This is a genomic window from Streptomyces jeddahensis (assembly GCF_001642995.1).
GTDB classification, from domain to species: domain Bacteria; phylum Actinomycetota; class Actinomycetes; order Streptomycetales; family Streptomycetaceae; genus Streptomyces; species Streptomyces jeddahensis.
This window is the reverse complement of record NZ_LOHS01000052.1, coordinates 25110-47196: the sequence shown is the minus strand read 5'-3', so window position 1 is coordinate 47196 and position 22087 is coordinate 25110. Positions and strand designations below refer to the sequence as shown.

Here is a 22087-nt window from a genome sequence, read left to right as displayed (position 1 = left end):
GTTGTGCGTAGCTGTCGGTAACAGGCCCGGCTACTCGGTACCCCAGAACTCGTCCACCTGCTCGATGTCCGCCACGCACTCGTCCAGGTCGGAGATCTTGCCTCCGATGATGGTGAAGAAGATCCCGCCTCTCATCTCGATGCCGCGGTCGCCGCGCTCTGCGTAGATCTTGTGGACGGATATGGCATGTCCCCGCCCGTCCGGGAAGACGCCGTCGAGCTCGACGCGCATGGTGCCGTCGGTGAGCTCCCAGAGCCTGCGGTACATGCCCAGGACGTTGTCCTGCCCCTTGAAGTGCCCGGAGATCTGACTGCTTCCGGGCGAGTGGTGGACGCAGTCCGCCGTCAGCAGCGAGCGAAGCGTCTGCTCGTCGCCCTTGTTGAACGCTTCATAGCCTTGGCGTACCAGGGCGGTGTCCGGGTGTTCGCCCATGGTTCCTCCATGCCTCTCGTACGGGTGTCCCGCCCCCTTTTCGTGCGGTCATGCCCGCCCTTTTCATCTTCCGCCGGGTCCGCGCCCCCTGTCGTGCGGACCCTCCCGAACCTCTCCCGGGACCGGCTAGCCTCACGGCATGCCACCGGCCAAGAAGCGCAAACGTACGTACGACTCCGCGAAGATCCGCGCCGCCGTCCGCACCCAGTTCGGCACCGTACGAGAGGCCGTACGCGCCCTCACGGACGAGCAGCTGGCGCTTCCCGCGCAGCTCGGGGACTGGACTGTGCGGGATCTGGCCGCACACATCACCATGGCCGTGGAGAGCGTGAGCCGCATCCTCGACGAGGAGCCGCCGGCGCGGCAGGACGTCTCGCTCATGGAATATCCGTCGCTGTCGCTGACCCCCGGGCTCGCGGAGGCCGTCGCCGAAGGCAGCCGTGCCCTCGCCGCCGCCCACGCCGACCTCGACGCGCTGTACACACGGACCGCCGGGCGCATCGAGGAGCGGCTGCCCGGCGCGCCCGACGAACGGCTCCTCGCCACCCGCCTCGGCGCCATGACGCTCCTCGACTACCTGGTCACCCGCACCGTCGAACTCATCGTCCACACCGACGATCTCAACCGCGCCACAGGCCTCGACATCCCGCTCGACCGCCAGGCGCTCGCCGCGTGCACCCGGGTGCTGGCCGACGCGCTCGCCGACAGGGCACCGGGCGCCTCGACCGAGGTGCGCATCCCGCCCTTCGCGGTGGTGCAGTGCATCGAGGGCCCCCGGCACACCCGCGGCACCCCGCCGAACGTCGTCGAGACCGATCCCCTGACCTGGATCCGGCTGGCCACGGGCCGTACGACCTGGGAGGCCGAGCTGGCGGCCGCGCACGTGTCAGCGAGCGGTGAGCGGGCCGACCTCTCCGGCCTCCTGCCGCTCATGGGGTGACATGCCTCACGGGCGACGGAACCCGCTCGTCGTCGGATACGTCACATCGCCGTGAACCGAGTGATGAACGTGACGTACGCCGCCCTGGCCCTGACCGGCACGGTCGCCCTGGCCGCCTGCGGCACTCAGACCGGCGGCGGCAGCGGCACGGTCGGCGGCGACGTACCCGTGGCCGGCGTCCGCTGGATCCCGGAGAAGCTCACCGTGGACGGCAAGGACATCCCCCTTCCGGAAGGGGCTCGCAACGCCCATGTGACGTTCAAGCCCGGCACGGCGAAGCAGGGCGAGGGCGGCGGCCAGTCCGGCGGCTCGGTGGGCTGCAACAGCATCGGCGCCGACGTGGAGGTCGAGGGCGACACCGTCAGGGTCTCCGACGTGGCGAGCACCGAGATGGGCTGCCCCGGCCCTGTCCAGGAGTTCGAAGAGGGGTTCGTCCGCATCTTCAGCGGCGACCTCGAGGCCAGGATCACGGAGCCGGAGGGCGAACCCAAGATCCTCACGCTGACCAGCCACGACGGCGACAGCATTACCCTCAGCTCGGAGGCCGCCCCGCCGTTGACGGGCACCACCTGGACAGTAGATGCCCTCACCACCGGGAAGGGCGCCGATGCCGCCGCCGAACCCCTGCCGCAGGCTGCCCGCGGCAAGGCGTATCTCGTCCTCTCCAAGGACGCACTCACCGGCGACGGAACCGTGCACGGCAGCCTCGGCTGCAACACCTTCTCCGGCAAGGCCACCGTCAGCGACGGCAGCGACGGCACGATCGAGTTCAGCCGCCTGGCCACCACCCGCAAACTGTGCTCGGCCCCCGTCATGAAGACAGAGAACGAGATCAAGGAAATACTGGACGGGAAGGTCGCATACGACAAGGAACACGACGTCCTGACCCTGACAGCGGACTCCGGCAAGGGCCTCACCGCCCGGGCGGAAAAGACGAAGTAAGAAGTCCCACTGTCCCCGAATTCGGACCAGTGGTCGATCTCGCCTACACTCGGTGGCGTGCCACGTGGTGACGGTCGACTCAATCATGATCTGCTCCCCGGCGAGAAAGGCCCCCAGGACGCGTGTGGCGTCTTCGGTGTCTGGGCTCCCGGTGAAGAGGTCGCCAAGCTCACTTACTTCGGGCTCTACGCCCTCCAGCATCGGGGTCAGGAATCCGCGGGAATCGCGGTCAGCAACGGCTCCCAGATCCTCGTCTTCAAGGACATGGGCCTCGTGTCCCAGGTCTTCGACGAGACCTCCCTCAGCTCCCTCCAGGGCCACATCGCGGTGGGCCATGCCCGGTACTCCACCACCGGCGCCTCGGTGTGGGAGAACGCGCAGCCGACGTTCCGCGCGACCGCGCACGGCTCCATCGCGCTGGGCCACAACGGCAACCTGGTGAACACGGCGGAGCTCGCCGAGATGGTCGCCGCCCTCCCCAAGGAGAACGGCCGCGCCACCCAGGTCGCCGCGACCAACGACACCGACCTCGTCACCGCGCTGCTCGCAGGCCAGACCGACGACGACGGCAAGCCGCTGACCGTCGAGGAGGCCGCCGCCAAGGTCCTGCCGCAGGTCAGGGGTGCCTTCTCGCTCGTCTTCATGGACGAGCACACGCTGTACGCGGCCCGCGACCCGCAGGGCATACGCCCGCTCGTCCTCGGCCGCCTCGAGCGCGGCTGGGTCGTCGCGTCCGAGACCGCCGCCCTCGACATCGTCGGCGCCAGCTTCGTCCGCGAGATCGAGCCGGGCGAGTTCGTCGCCGTCGACGAGAACGGACTGCGAACGTCCCGATTCGCGGACGCGAAGCCCAAGGGCTGCGTCTTCGAGTACGTCTACCTCGCGCGCCCCGACACCGACATCGCCGGCCGGAACGTCTACCTCTCCCGGGTCGAGATGGGCCGCAAGCTCGCCAAGGAGGCCCCGGTCGAGGCCGACCTGGTGATAGCCACGCCGGAGTCCGGCACTCCGGCAGCCATCGGATACGCCGAGGCGTCCGGCATCCCCTTCGGCAGCGGCCTGGTGAAGAACGCCTACGTCGGTCGTACGTTCATCCAGCCCTCGCAGACCATCCGCCAGCTCGGCATCCGCCTGAAGCTGAACCCGCTCAAGGAAGTCATCAAGGGCAAGCGCCTGGTCGTCGTCGACGACTCGATCGTCCGCGGCAACACCCAGCGCGCCCTGGTCCGCATGCTCCGTGAGGCGGGCGCCGCCGAGGTGCACATCCGCATCTCGTCCCCGCCCGTGAAGTGGCCGTGCTTCTTCGGCATCGACTTCGCGACCCGCGCCGAGCTCATCGCCAACGGCATGAGCGTCGACGAGATCGGCAAGTCCCTCGGCGCGGACTCCCTCGCGTACATCTCGCTGGACGGCATGATCGAGGCGACCACCATCGCCAAGCCGAACCTGTGCCGGGCGTGCTTCGACGGCGAGTACCCGATGGAGCTGCCCGACCCCGAGCTGCTCGGTAAGCAGCTCCTGGAGACCGAGCTGGCCGCGGGCCCGGCGGCCACCGCCGCGACCGACGCGATCCGCCGCCCGTAACCCCGCAGCGCACGACAGCTGTACGACACGAAAGCCTTCATTTCTCATGTCTGAGACAACTGGTGCCAGCTACGCAGACGCGGGCGTCGACATCGAGGCGGGCGACCGCGCCGTCGAGCTCATGAAGGAGTGGGTGAAGAAGACCCAGCGCCCCGAGGTCCTCGGCGGCCTCGGCGGCTTCGCCGGCCTCTTCGACGCCTCCGCCCTCAAGCGGTACGAGCGGCCCCTCCTGGCCTCCGCCACGGACGGCGTGGGCACGAAGGTCGACATCGCCCGCCAAATGGGCGTCTACGACACGATCGGCCACGACCTCGTCGCGATGGTCATGGACGACATCGTGGTGTGCGGCGCCGAACCGCTGTTCATGACCGACTACATCTGCGTCGGCAAGGTCCACCCCGAGCGGGTCGCCGCCATCGTCAAGGGCATCGCCGAGGGCTGTGTGCTGGCCGGCTGCGCCCTCGTCGGCGGCGAGACCGCCGAGCACCCCGGGCTGCTCGGCCCGGACGACTTCGACGTCGCGGGCGCCGGCACCGGCGTCGTCGAGGCGGACCGCCTCCTCGGCCCGGATCGCATCCGCAAGGGTGACGCCGTCATCGCGATGGCGTCCTCGGGTCTTCACTCGAACGGGTACTCGCTCGTCCGCCACGTGGTCTTCGACCGGGCGAACATGCGCCTGGACCAGCAGGTCGAGGAGTTCGGCCGGACCCTCGGCGAGGAGCTTCTGGAGCCCACCAAGATCTACTCGCTGGACTGCCTCGCGCTCACCCGCACCACCGAGGTGCACGCCTTCAGCCACATCACCGGCGGCGGGCTCGCGGCCAACCTGGCCCGCGTCATCCCGGACGGGCTGCATGCCGTCGTCGACCGCACCACCTGGACCCCGGCCCCGGTCTTCGACCTGGTCGGCAAGGCGGGCGACGTCGAGCGGCTCGAGCTCGAGAAGACCCTGAACATGGGCGTGGGCATGATGGCGATCGTCCCCGAGGAGTCGGTGGACGTGGCGCTCACCACACTCGCCGACCGCGGCGTGGAGGCCTGGGTCGCCGGCTCGATCACGGACCGTGGCGAGCAGGCGACGGGCGCCGCCCTGGTCGGGGACTACGCGGCCTGAGCCGTCGGAGCCGACCGATGGACTGCCCGGTGGGACATCGCCCGATGCGACAGCGACCGGTGCGGCGGCCTGACAGCCAGCTACCGGGCTCCACCACCCACAGCAGCCGCAGGCAGCACGAAACCCGGTCCGGCGCTACGGCCCCGGACCGGGTGAGGTGCAGTTGCTACGAGAACTGCGAATGCTGCAGGATCAAGCGCCGCGGCGCTGCGACGACGGACCGGACTCCTCGTCCTCGTCCTCTTCATCGTCGTCGTTGTACAGATCCGCGTACCGTGCGTACGGGTCGTCGTCCTCGTCGTCCTCGAACGGCTCACCGTTCGGCGGCTGGCTCGAAATCGGACTCGAAGTCGATGCGCCCAGCTCGTTGGCCAGACGCGACAGGTCAGTCCCGCCGCTGTTGTACTTCAGCTGGCGGGCGACCTTCGTCTGCTTGGCCTTGGCCCGGCCGCGCCCCATGGCTCGACCCCCTCGGTGACGGGGCTCGACGGCCCCAGAGTCTTGACACGCGTTCATGATCTGGAACGGGCTCTCCGTGGAGAGACCCGTCCGTAGGGCTTCAACGGTACCTGCTTCCGCGGCCATACGGTACGTCGCCCGCAGCACGTGCCTCGGTGCAGGACCCGCGAGGCGCCCCGTCCTCGCTGGTCAACTGCGATTTTAACCTCTTCCCGACCCCCGACCCGCCGACGGGCGTGAGACGCATCTCTTTGTATGACATGGGGCGCCGTCGGCGACTCGGCCGGTGGACGTGTCAGCGCCTCGTGCGCGCCTCCGCCATCCGCTGCTCGGCGATCCGGTCGGCCGCGGCGGCCGGCGGAATACCGTCCGTCTTCGCACGAGCGAATATTGCCAGCGTGGTGTCGAAGATCTTCGCGGCCTTCGCCCGGCACCGGTCGAAGTCGAAGCCGTGCAGTTCGTCGGCGACCTGGATGACGCCGCCTGCGTTCACCACGTAGTCGGGTGCGTAGAGGATCCCTCGGTCGGCGAGGTCCTTCTCGACGCCGGGGTGGGCGAGCTGGTTGTTGGCCGCGCCGCACACGATCCGGGCCGTGAGCACCGGCACGCTGTCGTCGTTGAGCGCACCCCCGAGCGCGCACGGGGCGTAGATGTCGAGGCCCTCGGTGCGGATCAGCGCGTCCGTGTCGGCCACGGCCGTGACGCGTCCGCCGGGGTGCTTGTCGAGGACACGGCGTACGGACTCCTGGCGGACGTCCGTGACCACGACCTCGGCGCCGTCCTCCAGCAGGTGCTCCACGAGGTGGTGCCCCACCTTGCCGACGCCCGCGATGCCGATCTTGCGGCCGCGCAGCGTGGGGTCGCCCCACAGGTGCTGAGCGGAGGCGCGCATGCCCTGGAACACGCCGTACGCGGTCAGCACCGAGGAGTCACCGGCGCCGCCCTTCTCCGGCGAGCGGCCCGTCGTCCACGGGCACTCGCGCGCGACCACGTCCATGTCCTGGACGTAGGTGCCGACGTCACAGGCGGTGACATACCGACCGCCGAGCGAGGCGACGAAGCGGCCGTAGGCCAGCAGCAGCTGCTCGGTCTTGATCTGCTCGGGGTCGCCGATGATCACCGCCTTGCCGCCGCCGTGGTCGAGACCGGCCATGGCGTTCTTGTACGACATCCCGCGCGAGAGGTTCAGCGCGTCGGCGACGGCCTCTTCCTCGGTCGCGTACGGGTAGAAGCGGGTGCCGCCGAGGGCGGGGCCCAGGGCCGTCGAATGGATGGCGATGACGGCCTTGAGGCCGCTGGCGCGGTCCTGGCAGAGCACGACCTGCTCATGGCCTCCCTGGTCCGTCCGGAACAGGGTGTGCAGTACATCAGCAGGTGCGCCGGTTACATCGGTCACTGTGGTGACTCCTGAGGTAAGTAGCGGCGGTTGGAGGGCCGGCCCCGTAAGGGTGGCGGGTCCGTGACATGAGCCTAGAGCCCGCACGCGTCCGCCATGGGCGCAGTGCCGAGGATCACCCTCTCCTGGAGTATGGGCATGGGACGATTTGCAGTGTTTCCCGCCTGCCCGCGGGGGAGGGAGCTGCTGTGCCCAAGGTGTCGTCGGTGATCGTTCCGTACACGTGCTACCTGCGCGTGTACGAACCGCTGGCCGCCTTTCCCGAGCCGGAGCGGACGCACTGGGCGCGCTATGCCCGGCGCCCCGAGCACCCCTCGTACCAGGACGAACTCCGCCGTGCGCTGGCGGACTTGCTGCCCACGCCGCCCGTCGCGGTGCCGGTGCACGAGAGCGACGACGCCTTCGTCGCGGACGTCGACGGGGTGCTGTGCATCTGTCCGTGGCGCACCCGGCTGCGCGCCTGGCAGGCGATGGGCGAGCTGGCCGGGGAGCTGCCCGCGCCGGTCCTCGACGCGGTGCTGCCGCCCGTGGTGCGCCGCCAGACGGTCGCGGACTACGAGCGGTGGCTCGAGCGCAATCCGGACGCCCGGCCGTGGATCCGCACCGCGCGGTGGCAGGTCCCCCTGAACTGGTTCGTGCTCGTCTCGGACGAGGAGCGCGAGTACGAGAAGGGCTCCGGCGAGGCTCCCCCGGTGCTGCGCTACCGGACGCCCATGGTGCAGGCGCGCAGGCGCGTCGCGCGCGGTCTCAAGGCGCTGAAGGACGCCATGGACGAGGGGCCGATGATCGACGGCCTGGTAGATGTTGGGCGATGGCTCGAAGAGTTTCATCCGCGCTCGCTCGTCGAGCTCGACTACGGCGGCCTGGTGCACGCCCTGCCCGAGGAACACCTCGAGGGCGATCACTCGGCGGCCGACGTGGCCGAGGGCATCGACGCGCTGCGCGGCGGCGACGGTGCCGCGGCCGGCGAGGCGTACGCACGGCTGGTGGAGCGCTGGCGGGCGGTACGGGACCTGCAGTCGGCCAACTGACGCCGTGAGCGGAGTGGCTGGTACGGGTCTACGGACGTAGGTGCCGATCCGGGGCTTTGGTCCCAAGCGTGACGGACCACACGTACAGGTACCTTGCGTCCATCGGTCCCCCTCGTGCCAAAATAGGACAAGGAGTCCGGGGAGGACTCCATCGTCCAACTATGCGCCAGATGCTGGATATTGCATATTTTGGGGGGGGCTTGTTGCCTCCTGATCGTCCTGTGACTGATCGTCACAGTGGCGTGACTGTCCGCTATGGCATGGTCCATCGGCTTCCGTCGCTGATGAACACCTGGGAGGGCAATTCCATCGGTTTGGCCGACGCGGCTGGACAGATGGTGTAGTTGTAGTGCCGAGGACAAGCCGTTCGTCCTATAACCGACTCGACTCGCGTCCGCTCATTTCGGGCAACGCGGGTCAAGGTGCAGAATTTAGAGGAAAGAACCGAGATGGATTCGGTTCTCCCGAGGAGGCCGCTCATGACCGCTCGCACCCCTGATGCCGAGCCGCTGCTGACCCCGGCTGAGGTCGCCACGATGTTCCGCGTCGACCCCAAGACGGTCACGCGCTGGGCCAAGGCTGGCAAGCTCACGTCGATCCGTACGCTCGGCGGGCACCGCCGCTACCGCGAGGCCGAGGTCCGCGCTCTGCTCGCGGGCATTCCGCAGCAGCGCAGCGAGGCCTAAAACAACCGAATAACGGGCATTCCGGTCCGGTCCCCCAACCTGACCGCCGCCCAACACGCAGCTCGATACGACGCAGGTCCCGCCCCAACGGGGCCTACACCCAAGTCCACCCCCAGGGTGCGTCGTTGATCGCGCCGGACTCCGCCGGGTCCGGCGCGATCTTTTTTGTGCGCGGAGGCAGCGTGGAGGCTGCGCGGAGGCCGTCACCTCGCGCCGGCGGCGGTTCCTCTGTGGGCCCTCAGGGGGTCTGTGAGCGGCCTGGCCACTGTCTGAGGCGCACTGTCGGGGCGGTTGTGAGCAGTCGGGACCGGGGGCTCTGTGAGGCGCCGGACGGCTCTCGGCGGAGAGTGCAATTGCACATATTAAATTGAGCCTACGTAGACGGGGTGTAAGTAAGGGTGGTTTCAAAACTCATTTGGTGACACCCGTCACACCTCGCGACTCTTGCTGATGGTGTGTCACCTGAGCTATAGAGTCCCGCCGCCGAAGACATGCTTCCAGCCTCCCACTCGACGAGCGGGAGCCGGGTCGGCTTTGGTCACGTCTTGCCGGGACTTTGGTCCTCACAGGCCTCGCGGCACACTCTCGCCGCCGCCGCTGGTCTCATCGGCAGCGCTGTCGCTACCCGCGCCGGCCCCCTCGCCGTCCTCCGCGGGGCCCGCTGAGGGCTCCATGGCGAGCCGCAGGAGCCGGTGACAGACCGGGCAATGGCGCGTCAGATGGCGGTAACCGGCGGCGGCCGACAGATGGGCGCGCAACAGAGCACGCGTCTCGTGCCTGGCGGACACCGCCATGCGCCACCTCCTGCGGTCGCGGTCCTTGCTGTCTGGGTACCGGCGGAATGTGACGCAGTCAAGACGGGGCGGGGCGGGCAGCCTGAAGGGGCCGCAGAGGGGCGGTTGGGCTGGTCGAGCCGCCGCGGCGGGGCAGGCAAGCCGAAGGGCCGCATCCCCACCGGGATACGGCCCTTCACTGTGCGGTCCTGACGGGATTTGCTGTGTCTGATTGCGGCTGCGCCGCGGGCGCGGCCTCCGCCTTGGCGGGGTGGTCGGCGGGTGCCTTGGGGCGGTGCGTACGCCGAAGGGCCGCGCCCCTACGGGATGCGGCCCTTCATCATGCGGTCCTGACGGGATTTGAACCCGCGGCCTCCACCTTGACAGGGTGGCGAGCACTCCAAACTGCTCCACAGGACCAGGTCTCGCAGTCACTTTCGTGCGCTGTGCTGCGAGAAGAGACTGTACAGCAGTGCGGGGGCGGCGGTCGAACTCACGCAGGGCGACGTCGCCGTCACAACCCTCGGGTGGCGGCAGGGGCCGCTACGGAACGGCCGCGTCGATCGCCTTCACGATGCGCTTGTCGGAGACCGGGTACGCGGTGCCCAGCGCATGCGCGAAGTAGCTGACCCGCAGCTCCTCGATCATCCAGCGGATGTCCAGGACCTCCTGCGGCACGGGACGCCCTTGCGGCATCTGCTCCAGGAGCCAGGCGTACTCGTCCTGCATCTCCTGAACCTTCTCCATGCGCGTGGTGTCCCGCTGGACGTTCGTCGGCATTTGCTGGAGCCGCCGGTCCGCCGCGACCAGATAGCGCATCAGATCCGGCAGCCGGCGCAGCCCGGCCTCCGTCACGAAGCCCGGCCTGACGAGGGCGGAGAGCTGCTTCCGTACGTCCGTGAGGTTGGCCAGCAGTGCCGGGCTCGTCGTGGACTTCAGACGGCGCTCGCAGGCCTGCCAGGCGGCCAGCACCTGCTGCACCTGGCCGACCGTCCGCACCGTCGTGTCCACTATGTCGGCGCGCACCTTGTCGTAGAGCTTGCGGTACGACTCCTCGTCCCAGGCGGGACCGCCGAAGTCGGCGATCAGCTTGTCCGCGGCGGCCATGGCGCAGTCGTCGAAGAGCGCCTGGATCGAGCCGTGCGGGTTCGCGGACAGCGCGAGCTTCTGCGGGTTGGTGAGCTTCTCGGATGCGAACTTCGCAGGGTTCACCGGGATGTTGCGCATGATCAGGCGGCGGGTGCCCTTCCACATCGCCTGCTGCTGCTCCGCCTCGGTGTCGAAGAGGCGTACGGAGACGGTGTCGCCGTCGTCGACGAGTGCCGGGTACGCCTTGACGGGCTGGCCCGCGCGGCGCGTCTCGAAGACGCGGGTGAGCGAGCCGATCGTCCAGTCCGTGAGGCCGGTCTGCTCGAGCGAGGTGCCACCGGAGCGCTCCGCCGTGGCGGCCGCCGCCTGGGACAGGGCCTGGCGCGCCTTCGGCTTCAGCTGGAGCTTCAGCACCTCCAGGTCCTTGTCCTCGGCGAGCTTGCGGCGCCGCTCGTCGGTGATCCGGAACGTTATGCGCAGATGGTCGGGGACCTTCGCCCAGTCGAAGTCGTCGGCCGTGACCGGGACGCCGACCATGCGCTTCAGCTCGCGGGCGAGCGTGACGGGCAGCGGCTCCTGCAGGGGTACGGCACGTTCCAGGAACGCCTTCGCGAAGTTCGGGGCGGGCACGTAGTTGCGGCGGATCGGCTTCGGCAGGGAGCGGATCAGCTCGGTGACGACCTCCTCGCGCAGGCCGGGGATCTGCCAGTCGAAGCCCTCGGGGGTGACCTGGTTGAGCACCTGGAGCGGGATGTGGACGGTCACACCGTCCGCGTCCGCGCCCGGCTCGAACTGATACGTCACCCTGAACGAGAGCCGGCCCTGGCGCCAGGTGTCCGGATAGTCATCCTTCGACACGTCACCGGCGCGCTCGTTGATGAGCATCGACCGCTCGAAGTCCAGCAGCTCCGGCTCCTCGTGGCGCTTGTGCTTCCACCAGGAGTCGAAGTGCGCGCCCGACACGACGTGTTCGGGCACCCGCTGGTCGTAGAAGTCGAACAGTGTCTCGTCGTCGACGAGGATGTCGCGGCGCCGCGCCCGGTGCTCCAGCTCCTCCACCTCGGTGAGCAGCTTGCGGTTGTCGGCGAAGAACTTGTGGTGCGTACGCCAGTCGCCCTCGACCAGGGCGTTGCGAATGAAAAGCTCGCGGGAGACCTCGGGGTCGATCCGCCCGTAGTTGACCTTCCGCTGGGCGACGATCGGTACGCCGTACAGCGTCACCTTCTCGTACGCCATCACCGCCGCCTGGTCCTTCTCCCAGTGCGGCTCGCTGTACGTCCGCTTCAGCAGGTGCTGGGCGAGCGGCTCGACCCACTCGGGCTCGATCTTCGCGTTGACGCGGGCCCAGAGGCGGGAGGTCTCCACCAGCTCCGCGGACATGAGGAAACGCGGCGGCTTCTTGAAGAGCGCCGAGCCGGGGAAGACCGCGAACTTCGCGTTCCGCGCGCCCAGGTACTCGTTCTTCGCGCCGTCCTTGATGTCCTTCATGCCGATGTGGGACAGCAGGCCCGCCAGCAGCGACACATGGATGGCCTGCTCGGGTGCGTCCTCCTCATTCAGATGGATGCCCATCTGCTTCGCGACGGTCCGCAGCTGCGTGTAGATGTCCTGCCATTCGCGGATGCGCAGGAAGTTGAGGTACTCCGTCTTGCACATCCGGCGGAAGGCCGAGGAGCCGAGCGTCTTCTGCTGCTCGCGCACATAGCGCCAGAGGTTCAGATACGCCAGGAAGTCGCTGGTCTCGTCCTTGAAGCGGGCGTGCTGCTGGTCGGCCTGCGCCTGCTTGTCGACGGGGCGCTCGCGCGGGTCCTGGATGGACAGCGCGGCCGCGATCACCATGACCTCGCGTACACAACCGTTCTTGTCCGCCTCCAGCACCATGCGGGCAAGCCGTGGGTCGACGGGCAGCTGCGCGAGCTTGCGGCCGAGCGGGGTGAGGCGCTTGCGTGCGTCCTTCTGGGCGGGATCGAGTGCGCCCAGTTCCTCGAGGAGCTGCACGCCGTCGCGGATGTTGCGGTGGTCCGGCGGGTCGATGAACGGGAACTTCTCGATGTCGCCGAGGCCGGCCGCGGTCATCTGGAGGATGACGGAGGCGAGGTTCGTACGGAGGATCTCGGCATCCGTGAACTCCGGACGGGCGAGGAAGTCGTCCTCGGAGTACAGGCGGATGCAGATGCCGTCGCTCGTACGGCCGCAGCGGCCCTTGCGCTGGTTGGCGCTGGCCTGGCTGACCGGCTCGATCGGCAGGCGCTGCACCTTGGTGCGGTGGCTGTAGCGCGAGATGCGGGCCGTACCCGGGTCGATGACGTACTTGATGCCGGGGACGGTGAGAGATGTCTCGGCGACGTTGGTCGCCAGAACGATCCTGCGGCCGGTGTGCGGCTGGAACACGCGGTGCTGCTCGGCGTGGGACAGGCGGGCGTAGAGCGGCAGGACCTCGGTGAATCTGTACTTCTTCTTGTTCAGCGCGTCCGCGGTGTCCCGGATCTCCCGCTCGCCGGAGAGGAAGACGAGGATGTCGCCCTTGCCCTCGCCCATCAGCTCCTCGACCGCGTCCGTGATCGCCGTGATCTGGTCGCGGTCGGCGTCGTCCGAGTCCTCCTCGAGAAGCGGCCGGTAGCGCACCTCGACGGGGTACGTGCGCCCGGAGACCTCGACGATCGGGGCGTCACCGAAATGGCGCGAGAAGCGCTCGGGGTCGATGGTCGCGGAGGTGATGACGACCTTGAGGTCCGGGCGGCGGGACAGCAGCTGGGCCAGGTAGCCCAGCAGGAAGTCGATGTTGAGGGACCGCTCGTGGGCCTCGTCGATGATGATCGTGTCGTACGCGCGCAGCTCGCGGTCCGTCTGGATCTCGGCGAGCAGGATGCCGTCCGTCATCAGCTTGATGAACGTCGCGTCCGGGTCCACCTGGTCGGTGAAGCGGACCTTCCAGCCGACGGCCTCGCCGAGCGGTGTCTTCAGCTCGTCGGCCACGCGCTCGGCGACCGTACGGGCGGCGATACGGCGGGGCTGCGTATGGCCGATCATGCCGCGCACGCCGCGGCCCAGCTCCAGGCAGATCTTGGGGATCTGCGTGGTCTTTCCGGAACCGGTCTCGCCCGCGACGATCACCACCTGGTGGTCGCGGATCGCCTCGAGGATCTCGTCCCGCTTCTGGCTGACCGGCAGCGACTCGGGATACGTGATCTCCGGCACCCGGGCCGCACGCCCCGCCAGCCGGTCCGCCGCCTTGTCGATCTCCCCGGAGATCTCGGCCAGTACCGCTTCCCGGGCCTGCGGCTTGCGGATGCGGCGGGCCCCATCGAGCCGGCGCCCGAGCCGGTGCGCGTCACGCAGGGACAGCTCGGCAAGCCGGGCGCCTAGGTCGGCGAAGGCGGCGGGGGCGGAGGAAGGGTGCGTAGACATACGGGGACCAGGATCGCATCCGGGGCGTGCGTGCGGCCAACCTATTCCGGGCGGCGCGGCTCGGGGAGGCGCGGCCCCTGACCGATACCTACGTCGTTTGGGCTTCCCACGTGAAGTTCACGTTGGGCGTGGAGCCGCCCTGGGTGGAGTCGGGAGCCGACTCCTGGAACGTCCAGGTGATGCGGAACGTCTTGGTCTCGGGCGGGTTCCCGGTGAGGGCCCAGGGTCCGATGCCGTTGGCGTAGTTGGTGCGGGTGGTGGTCAGGTTCTCGAGGGTGCCGGTGTAGTCGGCGGCGCCGGCGGGGGTGAAGCCGTCGCAGGAGTCGAACGAGCCGCCCGTGCCGTCCTCGACGGTGACGTCGATGTAGGGGCTGATGTCGTTGGCCGGCGGGTTGGCCGTGGAGGTGTAGAGCTTGATGTTCGTCGGGACGGTGGCCTGGGAGGTGATGGCGATACATCGGGTGCCCGTGTCCCCAGGCGTGATGTTCGTCATGTCGAACATGGGCTGGCCGCCGCTGTCATTGGTCAGGTTGATCGACCCCGCCGTCCAGGAGGTGCCGGAGTTGGTCGTCCGTCCCGAAAAGGCGGCATCGGACGCCTGCCAGACCAACGCACCGCTGAGCACCAGGCCGAAGGGCACCGGCACCACATAGGCAACCAGCCTCAGCCGGGATCCCCGCGTTCCAATGGATCTGCTTTTCATCGCCATGTGGGACGAATAACCTGTGCGCCATCCCGAAAATCGGGTGATTTAGCCGCCCGGGTGAATGCCGAGTGCCGTGTTCATTCCATCGGGCTGGATAGAGCCGCCATTCGCCGCACAGATGTATTTGTTCATCCGATTGCCGGTTGCTGTGCGAACCGGATCGAGCTTGCCTCGCAATTGCTCCAGCGTGCTCCAGATTGCTCGGCAGAGGCCATAAAACGCATCGGCGCATCAGAGCACATCCTGCGAGCGCCCGCGCATTGTGCGTGCATCCGGGCTCCCGCTGTTCAGGCGAATCGATCGGAATGAGCTTCCGTTAAGCGATGGCGCGCATCAATCTTGAGGCGTCATATTTGCTGCGCCTCACGGGAGTGCATATGCGCGCACCTGCTTCTGCCCGTCGTCTGTTCCGCACTGCGGCCCGTACCGTCGTCGCCGCTTTCGGTGCGACGGTGCTGGCCACCACGCTCGCCTCGGCCCCCGCCTCGGCCCAGTCCGGTGCCTTCGTCTGGTACGACGAGGACGGCGAGTCCCATGTCATGGAAGACCCGCTGGGCGCGTGTATCGAGCTGGTGCCGCCTGCGGACCCGAACTTCCCGGTCGACAACGCCACCGACACGATCGTCCAGGTCTTCACCAACAACTGCTTCACCACCCCGGTCGCCCAGCTCAGCCCCGGCGAGCGCGCCAGAATGAACACGGACCAGCCGGCCTACCGGATCAAGGTCTGGTCGACCGACTGACCGGCCCGCACGCCTGCCACCAGGCGCCAGGGCCAGGCGCGCGACGCACAACCCCGCCGAAGAATTCTTCGGCGGGGTTGTGTCCCGATCGGGGATGCAGCCGGGCTTTCGTCACTCGCATGTCTCCGCGTACGCCCAGTTGCCGTATATGTCCTCGGCGTACGCCCAGTAGCAGACTGTGGAAGGGGCGGATTCCTTCACTTGCCCGGAGGATTGCGGGGCGGCGGAAGCGGTGCTGACCGGTATCAGCACGGCACTGGATGCGATCACGGCGCCGGATGCCCAACGTATCGCACGGCGAGTCCAGGTGGGTGTTTTCATGGCGAATTCCGTTTCCCTGAAGGTCCGTCGGAGAGCTTCAGACTTTTCCGGGGATACCTGGCTTCCAGTAGACCGGCAGCGGATCCACACGGTCATGACGCGGATTTTCGTGACTTGATGCACGAGGGAAATCGCGGTAGAGGCGGTCGGCGCGGCCGGACGGCACGAAAACGCTCCCGCCGCGCCAGGGCGTCTCTGGGTGCTCTTGGGGCACTCTCAGGGCGGGCTGGTGGCTGTGGGGCAGGAGTGGCTTGTGTTGGTGGTGGCCGCGTTGCGACGGCGTTCCTGTGGGAACGGGAAAAGCCCCGTCCGGGGGACGGGGCTTTCGGTTGTGGCTGGGGCCGGGGTCGAACCGGCGACCTTCCGCTTTTCAGGCGGACGCTCGTACCAACTGAGCTACCCAGCCACGCGATCCGCGAGAGAATCGCAGCGGTCCTGACGGGATTTGAACCCGCGGCCTCCACCTTGACAGGGTGGCGAGCACTCCAAACTGCTCCACAGGACCAAGCTGTTGTGTACGAACAGTGTCGCACACGGTGTTGCGTGCCCCCAACGGGATTCGAACCCGTGCTACCGCCTTGAAAGGGCGGCGTCCTGGGCCACTAGACGATGAGGGCTAAGGGCCCGCCTGGGCGCTTCTCAGCGCGTCGGGGACGTGAGAAGCATATGGGATGCGGGGAGCTATCGCCAAAACGGTTTCCGGCGGGCCGGTGCGGGACCGGTCGGAGACTGCGCAGGCGCAGGTCAGGGGCGGGGGAGCGGCGATCGCGTGATCGGCAGTCGGGCGGGCGGCGGCGCCGGTGTCGCCCGGCGTGTGCCGCCGGGCGGAGCGGCTCCGTCACGGCGACGACCGGGGCGTAGAGGGCGTGCCCGGGGAAGGCGTGCCCGGTAAGGCCTTGGACGGGGAGGCCGTGGACGGCGTCGGTGTCGTGGGGGCGCCTGGCTGGTTCTCTTCGGGGAGGTGGCGGCTGACCTCGGCCGTCGTCAGGCCCAAGCCGCCCAGCTTGATCTCGTCCCAGGCCTGCAGGCGCTTGGTGTCGCGGTCCAGATAGAGGACGGAGGCCTGGACCGGGTCGGGGTGCTTGCCCTCGACCGCCCGTAGCCCGCTCCCGCCCGTCGACCCCTCGATCCGCAGCCGGGTGCCGAGCTTCATGACCTCCATCTCCTCGTGGTGGACGTGGCCGGCGAGGACGAGCGGCACCTCGCCGTCCGTCTCCCGGGCCGCCACCGGATTGTGGACGACCGCGATGTCGACGGGCGTCCCGGCCGCCTCCTGGTCGCGCAGCGCCGAGGCGAGCCGGATGCCCGCCATGCGCTCGGCCGGATCGCCCTGCGCCTTGACCGAGCGGTCGGGCGTGTACTGCGGGTCGCCCGTCCCGGCGAACCGCAGGCCGCCGACGGAGACCGCCCTGCCCTCGTCCAGCACGTGGACGTTCTTCATGTCCTCCAGGTAGCGCTGGGTGGTGAGGGAGTCGTGGTTGCCGCGCACCCAGACGTAGGGGGCGCCCAGGTCCTCGATGGGGTCCAGGAAGGCGTTCTCGGCGGCCGAGCCGTGGTCCATCGTGTCGCCGGAGTCGACGATGACATCGATCTCGTACTGCTCGACGAGCGACGAGATGATGTGCCAGCTCGCCGGATTGAGGTGGATGTCCGAGACGTGCAGCACGCGGATCGTGGACGGGTCCGGCTGGTACGCGGGGAGCGTGGACGTCACGTCGTACAGCTTGGTGACGTTGGTGACCAGACGGGCCAACTCCTTCTGGTAGACGTCGAATTCGGTGACGATGCTGCGGGCGTTGCCGACGGCGGACGGGGCGCTGGTGAGCAGGCCGGAGAACTTCGGCTCGAGGACCGAGTTCGGGTTCCAGGTGGCGAGGGCCGTGCCGGCGGAGGCGGCCAGCAGTGTCAGGGCGAGGCCGCCGGCCGCGAGGGCGCGGCGGGGGCGGCGGTAGACGGCGAGTCCAAGGGCGGTCGCGCCCGAGACGACGGCGACGCAGGAGCGTACGGCCAGGTCGCGCGTGCCGTCCCCGACGTCGCGGGTCACCTCGTCCTGCAGTCCGGACAGCCGTTCCGGATGGCGGACCAGGGCCTCGGCGCGCACCGGGTCGAGCCGGTCCACGTCCACGTCCAGGCGGATGGGTGCGATGTGGGAGCGGAGCTCCAGGGCGCCGAGCGGGGAGATGTTGATCTTCGTGCCGCCGCTGAGGGACGGCCGCAGCGCCATCCGGGTGTCCACCGGCCCGACCGGGGCGCGGACACTGCCCACGACCAGCAGTCCCAGCCAGGCGCCGAGCAGCACGACCGCGACGAGGCCGAGCGCGCGGCCGAAGGGGTGCGGGGGAGGGACGTGGACCAGTTCGCCTACGGGGTCGGGGCGGCGGGATCGGCGGTGGCGCAGCAGCGCCGCGGGCACGTGGCGTGCGAGTGCGGCGGGAACACTCTGTGGGCGCAGCGGCATGCGGCGGCGGCGCGGGACGCTGCGCTGTAAAAGCTCCAGAACGCGGGCGAGGACGCGGGCCATTGGTCCCGTATGCCCACATGCGCGGCCCCGTATGCCCCCTGGGCGCACGGGTGGATGTGCGGCATGCTCTCGTGCACCGTTCGATACGGGGCGTCGTAGCCGACAATGGCCGTGTGCTGGAGATGACGCGCGAGGAGTTCGAGGAACTGGTCGCCGAGGCGCTGGACCGGATCCCGCCGGAGCTGACGCGGCTGATGGACAACGTGGCGGTGTTCGTCGAGGACGAACCGCCCGCCGACGACCCCGAGCTGCTCGGGCTCTACGAGGGGACTCCGCTGACCGATCGCGGCGAGTGGTACGCGGGGGTGCTGCCGGATCGCATCACGATCTACCGGGGGCCGACGCTGCGCATGTGCGAGTCGCGCGAGGACGTGGTGGTCGAGACCGAGGTGACCGTGGTGCACGAGATCGCGCACCACTTCGGGATCGATGACGCGCGGTTGCATGCGCTGGGGTACGGCTGAGGCGGGCGGGTCCTGGTAGGGCGGCCCGCCGAGTAGGGGGAGAGGGGGCACCGGGGCCCGGCCCGGGTGCCGCCCGAGTGCGCTGTCCGGTGCGGGATCCTGCGCCGTCCGGTGCGGGATCCGTGTCTTCTTGCGGGCTGCGGGAGTTGGGCAGAGGAGACCTGTTCCCCTGCACTGATGTCAGCCCCCTGCACTGATCTCAGCGTTCCGCGCCCCGGAGGTGCCCGCCCGTGCGCCAGTTACTCCCATCCGTCCGTTGGGCTGCCGTGGCGGTGGCCGTCGCGGCGACCGCAGGCTGCATGAGCGTGAGCGACGACGGGGCGGGGCGGTCCCCTTCCCAGTCCGCCGGACCGCGCGGTGCCGCCGCTCCCGACGGTGGCGGGGCGGGGTCGGCGGGCAGCGGCTCCCAGTACGGGCACGGCGGCGACGCGGCGCAGGGCGTGCCGCACCCCAGGGGCTCTGCGTCGGAGTCGGCCCTGCCCTCGGAGTCGGCCTCCGGTGACGACGCGCCCGGGCGGAAGGCGAGCGAGAAGCCCGGGTCCCCGCAGGCGTCGCCGTCGAGGTCGAAGCCCAGCAAGAAACCCAAGCCCAAGCCCGAGCCGACGACGACGCCCACGCCCACGGAACCGTCACCGACGGAGCCGTCACCGACCCCGAGCATGGACCCCACGACCGCGGAACCGTCGTCGTCGGCCCACGAGCAGAGGGCGGCGCGGAGCGCGGCGGCGCCGTCCGGGCAGGAGCCCTCGCCGGCGGCGGGACAGCCGGTGTAGGCAGGGGCTGGGGGAGGTGGCGGGCTCGGGAAGTGGCGGCGGGCCGGCGGGGTGGGGCGCGTGTCTTTGGCGCACCGCCCTGACGCGTGTCTGCTGTGCACCGCCCTGAGCTGCGTGTATGGGCGCGGTTTGCGCTCGGGGGTGGAGGGTGCGTATGGTGGCAGATCGTTTGATCCCATTTGCCCGGCGCCTTCATGACGCGCCGCGTGTGGCGCGTACTCTCCCTTGCCGTGGCCGGACCGCATTGAGGCGGTCGATTGCAACTTCACGGAGTTTGGGCGCGTGCCGAGACTCCGGAAGGTTTCGCATTTCGCATGTCCGTTTCCAGTACTGACCGTTCCGTCCTGCCCGAGAACGAGATCGACCTCGAGGTCGAGATCGCGGAGGTCGCGGCAGCAGCCGACGTCGCCGAGACCGTCGCCGACGCCGCGCCTGAGCTCACCTTCGCCGACCTCGGACTGCCCGAGGGCGTCGTCCGCAAGCTCGCGCAGAACGGTGTCACGACCCCGTTCCCGATCCAGGCCGCGACCATCCCGGACGCCCTGGCCGGCAAGGACATCCTCGGCCGCGGCCGCACCGGCTCCGGCAAGACCCTCTCCTTCGGCCTGCCGCTGCTCGCGACGCTGGCCGGCGGCCACACCGAGAAGAAGCACCCCCGCGGTGTCATCCTCACCCCCACCCGTGAGCTCGCGATGCAGGTCGCGGATGCGCTGCAGCCGTACGGGGACGTCCTCGGCCTGAAGATGAAGGTCGTCTGCGGCGGTACGTCCATGGGCAACCAGATCTACGCCCTCGAGCGCGGCGTCGACATCCTCGTCGCCACCCCCGGCCGACTGCGCGACATCATCAACCGCGGCGCCTGCTCGCTCGACAGCGTGCAGATCGCCGTACTCGACGAGGCCGACCAGATGGCCGACCTGGGCTTCCTGCCCGAGGTCACCGAGCTCCTCGACCAGGTGCCCGAGGGCGGCCAGCGCATGCTGTTCTCCGCCACGCTCGAAGACGAGATCGACACCCTGGTCAAGCGCTACCTGAACAAGCCGGTCACGCACGAGGTCGACCCGTCCGCCGGTGCGGTCACCACCATGACCCACCACATCCTGATCGTGAAGCCGCGCGACAAGGCGCCCGTGACGGCCGCCATCGCCGCCCGCAAGGGCCGCACCATCATCTTCGTCCGCACCCAGCTGGGCGCCGACCGCGTCGCCGAGCAGCTCCGCGACGCGGGCGTCCGCGCCGACGCGCTGCACGGCGGCATGACGCAGGGCGCGCGTACCCGCACCCTGGCCGACTTCAAGGACGGGTACGTCAACGTGCTCGTCGCGACGGACGTCGCGGCCCGCGGCATCCACGTCGACGGCATCGACCTCGTCCTGAACGTGGACCCGGCCGGCGACCACAAGGACTACCTGCACCGGTCCGGCCGTACGGCCCGTGCCGGGCGCAGCGGAACCGTCGTGTCGCTGGCGCTGCCCCACCAGCGCCGCCAGATCTTCCGGCTCATGGAGGACGCGGGCGTCGACGCCTCGCGCCACATCATCAACGCGGGCGGTGCCTTCGAACCGGAGGTCGCCGAGATCACCGGCGCCCGTTCGATGACCGAGGTGCAGGCCGAGTCGGCGGGTAACGCAGCGCGGCAGGCCGAGCGCGAGGTCAAGGAGCTGGCCAAGCAGCTGGAGCGCGCCGAGCGCCGGGCCGCCGAGCTCCGCGAGGAGGCCGACAGGCTGACCGCCCGTGCGGCTCGTGAGCGGGGCGAGGACCCGGCTGCCGCGGTGGCCGAGGCGGCCGCTGTCGCCGGCGCCGACGCTTCCGCTCAGGCGGCGGAGTCCGCCGACGCGCCGGCGACCGTTTCGCTGCAGGAGCAGCCGGCTGGTGACGAGCGTCCGGTGCGGGACGAGCGCCCGGTGCGTGAGGAGCGCCCGTCGTACGAACAGCGTCAGCGCCGGGACGACCGGGGTGACCGTGGCGACCGCGGTGACCGTGCCGATCGTGGTGGCTTCCGCCGGGACTTCGACCGGGACCGTGACCGGGATCGGGGCTTCGGTGGCCGGGACCGTGACCGTGGGTTCGACCGTGACCGTCGGGACGGCGACCGCGGTGGGCGTTCGTTCGAACGCCGGGACGACCGTGGCGGTTTCCGCCGGGACTTCGACCGGGACCGTGACCGGGGCGGCTTCGGCGGCCGGGACCGTGACCGTCGCGACGGTGACCGCGGGGGCCGTTCGTTCGAGCGCCGTGATGACCGGGGTGACCGCGGCGACCGTGGTGGCTTCCGCCGGGACGACCGTGGTGACCGTGGCGGCCGTTCGTTCGAGCGCCGTGACGACCGGGGTGACCGCGGCGACCGCGGTGGCTTCCGCCGGGACGACCGGGGCGACCGTGGCGGCCGTTCCTTCGAGCGCCGGGACAACGACCGCGGCGGCTTCCGCCGTGACGAGCGTGGCGGCCACCGCGGCCACGACCGCCCGTACAACCGCGACCGCCGCGACGACCGCCCCTCCGGCGGTTTCCGCTCCGGTGGCCACGACCGGCCGTACAACCGCCGTGACGACCACCGCGGAAGCGGTTCCGGCACCGGCTCCTTCGGCCGCCGCCAGGACAAGCCGCGCTGGAAGCGGAACGGCTGACCTGCGCTGAGCAGACCCTGAAGGGCCCGGACGACTTCGGTCGTCCGGGCCCTTCGGCTTTCGCCCGGACATGGGGCG

17 protein-coding genes and 4 tRNA genes are annotated in these 22087 nt (G+C 69.6%); 9 read left to right on the top strand and 12 right to left on the bottom strand.

What is annotated here, in order from left to right:
- Window positions 1-30: 30 nt before the first annotated feature.
- Window positions 31-432, bottom strand: a complete 402-nt coding sequence (locus tag STSP_RS07765; RefSeq protein ID WP_067273891.1) for a nuclear transport factor 2 family protein — start codon at window positions 430-432, stop codon at window positions 31-33.
- Window positions 433-571: 139 nt separating this feature from the next.
- On the opposite strand from STSP_RS07765, the gene STSP_RS07760 reads away from it, so the two are divergent.
- The 4 genes from STSP_RS07760 to purM are packed head-to-tail and all read left to right on the top strand — an operon-like array spanning window position 572 to window position 5012.
- Entirely contained in the window at window positions 572-1372 is an 801-nt protein-coding gene (locus STSP_RS07760) for a maleylpyruvate isomerase family mycothiol-dependent enzyme (RefSeq protein WP_067273889.1), read from the top strand.
- Between the two features lie 51 nt (window positions 1373-1423).
- Window positions 1424-2314, top strand: coding sequence for an META domain-containing protein (locus STSP_RS07755; RefSeq protein WP_232789556.1), 891 nt, complete (start codon window positions 1424-1426; stop codon window positions 2312-2314).
- A gap of 57 nt (window positions 2315-2371) precedes the next feature.
- Window positions 2372-3898: an amidophosphoribosyltransferase gene (gene purF / locus STSP_RS07750; protein WP_067273885.1), complete on the top strand. Its 1527-nt coding sequence runs from the start codon at window positions 2372-2374 to the stop codon at window positions 3896-3898.
- 46 nt (window positions 3899-3944) lie between these two features.
- The gene (purM, locus tag STSP_RS07745) at window positions 3945-5012 is read left to right on the top strand and encodes a phosphoribosylformylglycinamidine cyclo-ligase (RefSeq protein ID WP_067273883.1); all 1068 of its coding nucleotides are present in this window, start codon (window positions 3945-3947) and stop codon (window positions 5010-5012) included.
- A gap of 192 nt (window positions 5013-5204) precedes the next feature.
- Here purM and STSP_RS07740 read toward each other — a convergent pair whose 3' ends face one another.
- Together STSP_RS07740 and STSP_RS07735 are read right to left on the bottom strand one after the other, a co-directional pair.
- Complete coding sequence (locus tag STSP_RS07740) at window positions 5205-5471, bottom strand: DUF3073 domain-containing protein (RefSeq protein WP_067273880.1); 267 nt, start codon at window positions 5469-5471, stop codon at window positions 5205-5207.
- Between the two features lie 295 nt (window positions 5472-5766).
- A complete protein-coding gene (locus tag STSP_RS07735; protein ID WP_067273879.1) occupies window positions 5767-6867 on the bottom strand; it encodes a Leu/Phe/Val dehydrogenase in 1101 nt (366 codons plus the stop codon).
- 188 nt (window positions 6868-7055) lie between these two features.
- On the opposite strand from STSP_RS07735, the gene STSP_RS07730 reads away from it, so the two are divergent.
- Together STSP_RS07730 and bldC are read left to right on the top strand one after the other, a co-directional pair.
- On the top strand, window positions 7056-7898 hold the full coding sequence (locus STSP_RS07730; RefSeq protein ID WP_067273876.1) for a hypothetical protein: 843 nt from the start codon (window positions 7056-7058) through the stop codon (window positions 7896-7898).
- Between the two features lie 479 nt (window positions 7899-8377).
- On the top strand, window positions 8378-8584 hold the full coding sequence (gene bldC / locus STSP_RS07725) for a developmental transcriptional regulator BldC (protein ID WP_003949541.1): 207 nt from the start codon (window positions 8378-8380) through the stop codon (window positions 8582-8584).
- Between the two features lie 563 nt (window positions 8585-9147).
- Here the strand turns inward: bldC and STSP_RS07720 are convergent.
- The 4 genes from STSP_RS07720 to STSP_RS07705 all read right to left on the bottom strand — a co-directional run bounded on the left by STSP_RS07720 (window position 9148) and on the right by STSP_RS07705 (window position 14503).
- Window positions 9148-9378, bottom strand: a complete 231-nt coding sequence (locus STSP_RS07720) for a DUF6274 family protein (RefSeq protein ID WP_067273874.1) — start codon at window positions 9376-9378, stop codon at window positions 9148-9150.
- A 324-nt stretch (window positions 9379-9702) separates the two neighbouring features.
- A tRNA-Asp gene (locus tag STSP_RS07715) sits at window positions 9703-9777 on the bottom strand.
- Window positions 9778-9900: 123 nt separating this feature from the next.
- Window positions 9901-13854, bottom strand: coding sequence for an ATP-dependent RNA helicase HrpA (hrpA, locus tag STSP_RS07710; RefSeq protein ID WP_067273872.1), 3954 nt, complete (start codon window positions 13852-13854; stop codon window positions 9901-9903).
- An 88-nt stretch (window positions 13855-13942) separates the two neighbouring features.
- Window positions 13943-14503 carry a hypothetical protein gene (locus STSP_RS07705; RefSeq protein WP_078066971.1) on the bottom strand — a complete coding sequence of 187 codons (561 nt, stop codon included), beginning with the start codon at window positions 14501-14503 and terminating at the stop codon, window positions 13943-13945.
- 434 nt (window positions 14504-14937) lie between these two features.
- On the opposite strand from STSP_RS07705, the gene STSP_RS07700 reads away from it, so the two are divergent.
- Entirely contained in the window at window positions 14938-15303 is a 366-nt protein-coding gene (locus STSP_RS07700) for a hypothetical protein (RefSeq protein ID WP_067273869.1), read from the top strand.
- 653 nt (window positions 15304-15956) lie between these two features.
- Here the strand turns inward: STSP_RS07700 and STSP_RS07695 are convergent.
- The 4 genes from STSP_RS07695 to STSP_RS07680 all read right to left on the bottom strand — a co-directional run bounded on the left by STSP_RS07695 (window position 15957) and on the right by STSP_RS07680 (window position 18145).
- Window positions 15957-16030: transfer RNA gene (locus STSP_RS07695), tRNA-Phe, on the bottom strand.
- 24 nt (window positions 16031-16054) lie between these two features.
- Window positions 16055-16129: transfer RNA gene (locus STSP_RS07690), tRNA-Asp, on the bottom strand.
- Between the two features lie 39 nt (window positions 16130-16168).
- Window positions 16169-16241 (bottom strand) — tRNA-Glu (locus tag STSP_RS07685).
- Between the two features lie 221 nt (window positions 16242-16462).
- The gene (locus STSP_RS07680; RefSeq protein WP_408646242.1) at window positions 16463-18145 is read right to left on the bottom strand and encodes a metallophosphoesterase family protein; all 1683 of its coding nucleotides are present in this window, start codon (window positions 18143-18145) and stop codon (window positions 16463-16465) included.
- A 113-nt stretch (window positions 18146-18258) separates the two neighbouring features.
- Between STSP_RS07680 and STSP_RS07675 the strand changes: the two genes are divergently transcribed.
- Window positions 18259-18609 carry a metallopeptidase family protein gene (locus STSP_RS07675; protein ID WP_181660974.1) on the top strand — a complete coding sequence of 117 codons (351 nt, stop codon included), beginning with the start codon at window positions 18259-18261 and terminating at the stop codon, window positions 18607-18609.
- 199 nt (window positions 18610-18808) lie between these two features.
- On the opposite strand, the gene STSP_RS39045 is transcribed toward STSP_RS07675, so the two are convergent.
- Window positions 18809-19483: a hypothetical protein gene (locus STSP_RS39045; protein WP_157902787.1), complete on the bottom strand. Its 675-nt coding sequence runs from the start codon at window positions 19481-19483 to the stop codon at window positions 18809-18811.
- A 213-nt stretch (window positions 19484-19696) separates the two neighbouring features.
- Between STSP_RS39045 and STSP_RS07665 the strand changes: the two genes are divergently transcribed.
- The gene (locus tag STSP_RS07665) at window positions 19697-22009 is read left to right on the top strand and encodes a DEAD/DEAH box helicase (protein WP_067273862.1); all 2313 of its coding nucleotides are present in this window, start codon (window positions 19697-19699) and stop codon (window positions 22007-22009) included.
- The last annotated feature ends 78 nt before the right edge of the window (window positions 22010-22087 follow it).

Bases quoted from the DNA above. Each gene is read 5' to 3' on its own strand.
- bldC (WP_003949541.1), top strand. From the start codon at position 8,378: ATGACCGCTCGCACCCCTGATGCCGAGCCGCTGCTGACCCCGGCTGAG.
- STSP_RS07680 (WP_408646242.1), bottom strand. From the start codon at position 18,145: ATGGCCCGCGTCCTCGCCCGCGTTCTGGAGCTTTTACAGCGCAGCGTC.
- hrpA (WP_067273872.1), bottom strand. From the start codon at position 13,854: ATGTCTACGCACCCTTCCTCCGCCCCCGCCGCCTTCGCCGACCTAGGC.
- STSP_RS07760 (WP_067273889.1), top strand. From the start codon at position 572: ATGCCACCGGCCAAGAAGCGCAAACGTACGTACGACTCCGCGAAGATC.
- STSP_RS07765 (WP_067273891.1), bottom strand. From the start codon at position 432: ATGGGCGAACACCCGGACACCGCCCTGGTACGCCAAGGCTATGAAGCG.
- STSP_RS07665 (WP_067273862.1), top strand. From the start codon at position 19,697: ATGTCCGTTTCCAGTACTGACCGTTCCGTCCTGCCCGAGAACGAGATC.
- STSP_RS07700 (WP_067273869.1), top strand. From the start codon at position 14,938: ATGCGCGCACCTGCTTCTGCCCGTCGTCTGTTCCGCACTGCGGCCCGT.
- purM (WP_067273883.1), top strand. From the start codon at position 3,945: ATGTCTGAGACAACTGGTGCCAGCTACGCAGACGCGGGCGTCGACATC.
- STSP_RS07720 (WP_067273874.1), bottom strand. From the start codon at position 9,378: ATGGCGGTGTCCGCCAGGCACGAGACGCGTGCTCTGTTGCGCGCCCAT.
- STSP_RS07740 (WP_067273880.1), bottom strand. From the start codon at position 5,471: ATGGGGCGCGGCCGGGCCAAGGCCAAGCAGACGAAGGTCGCCCGCCAG.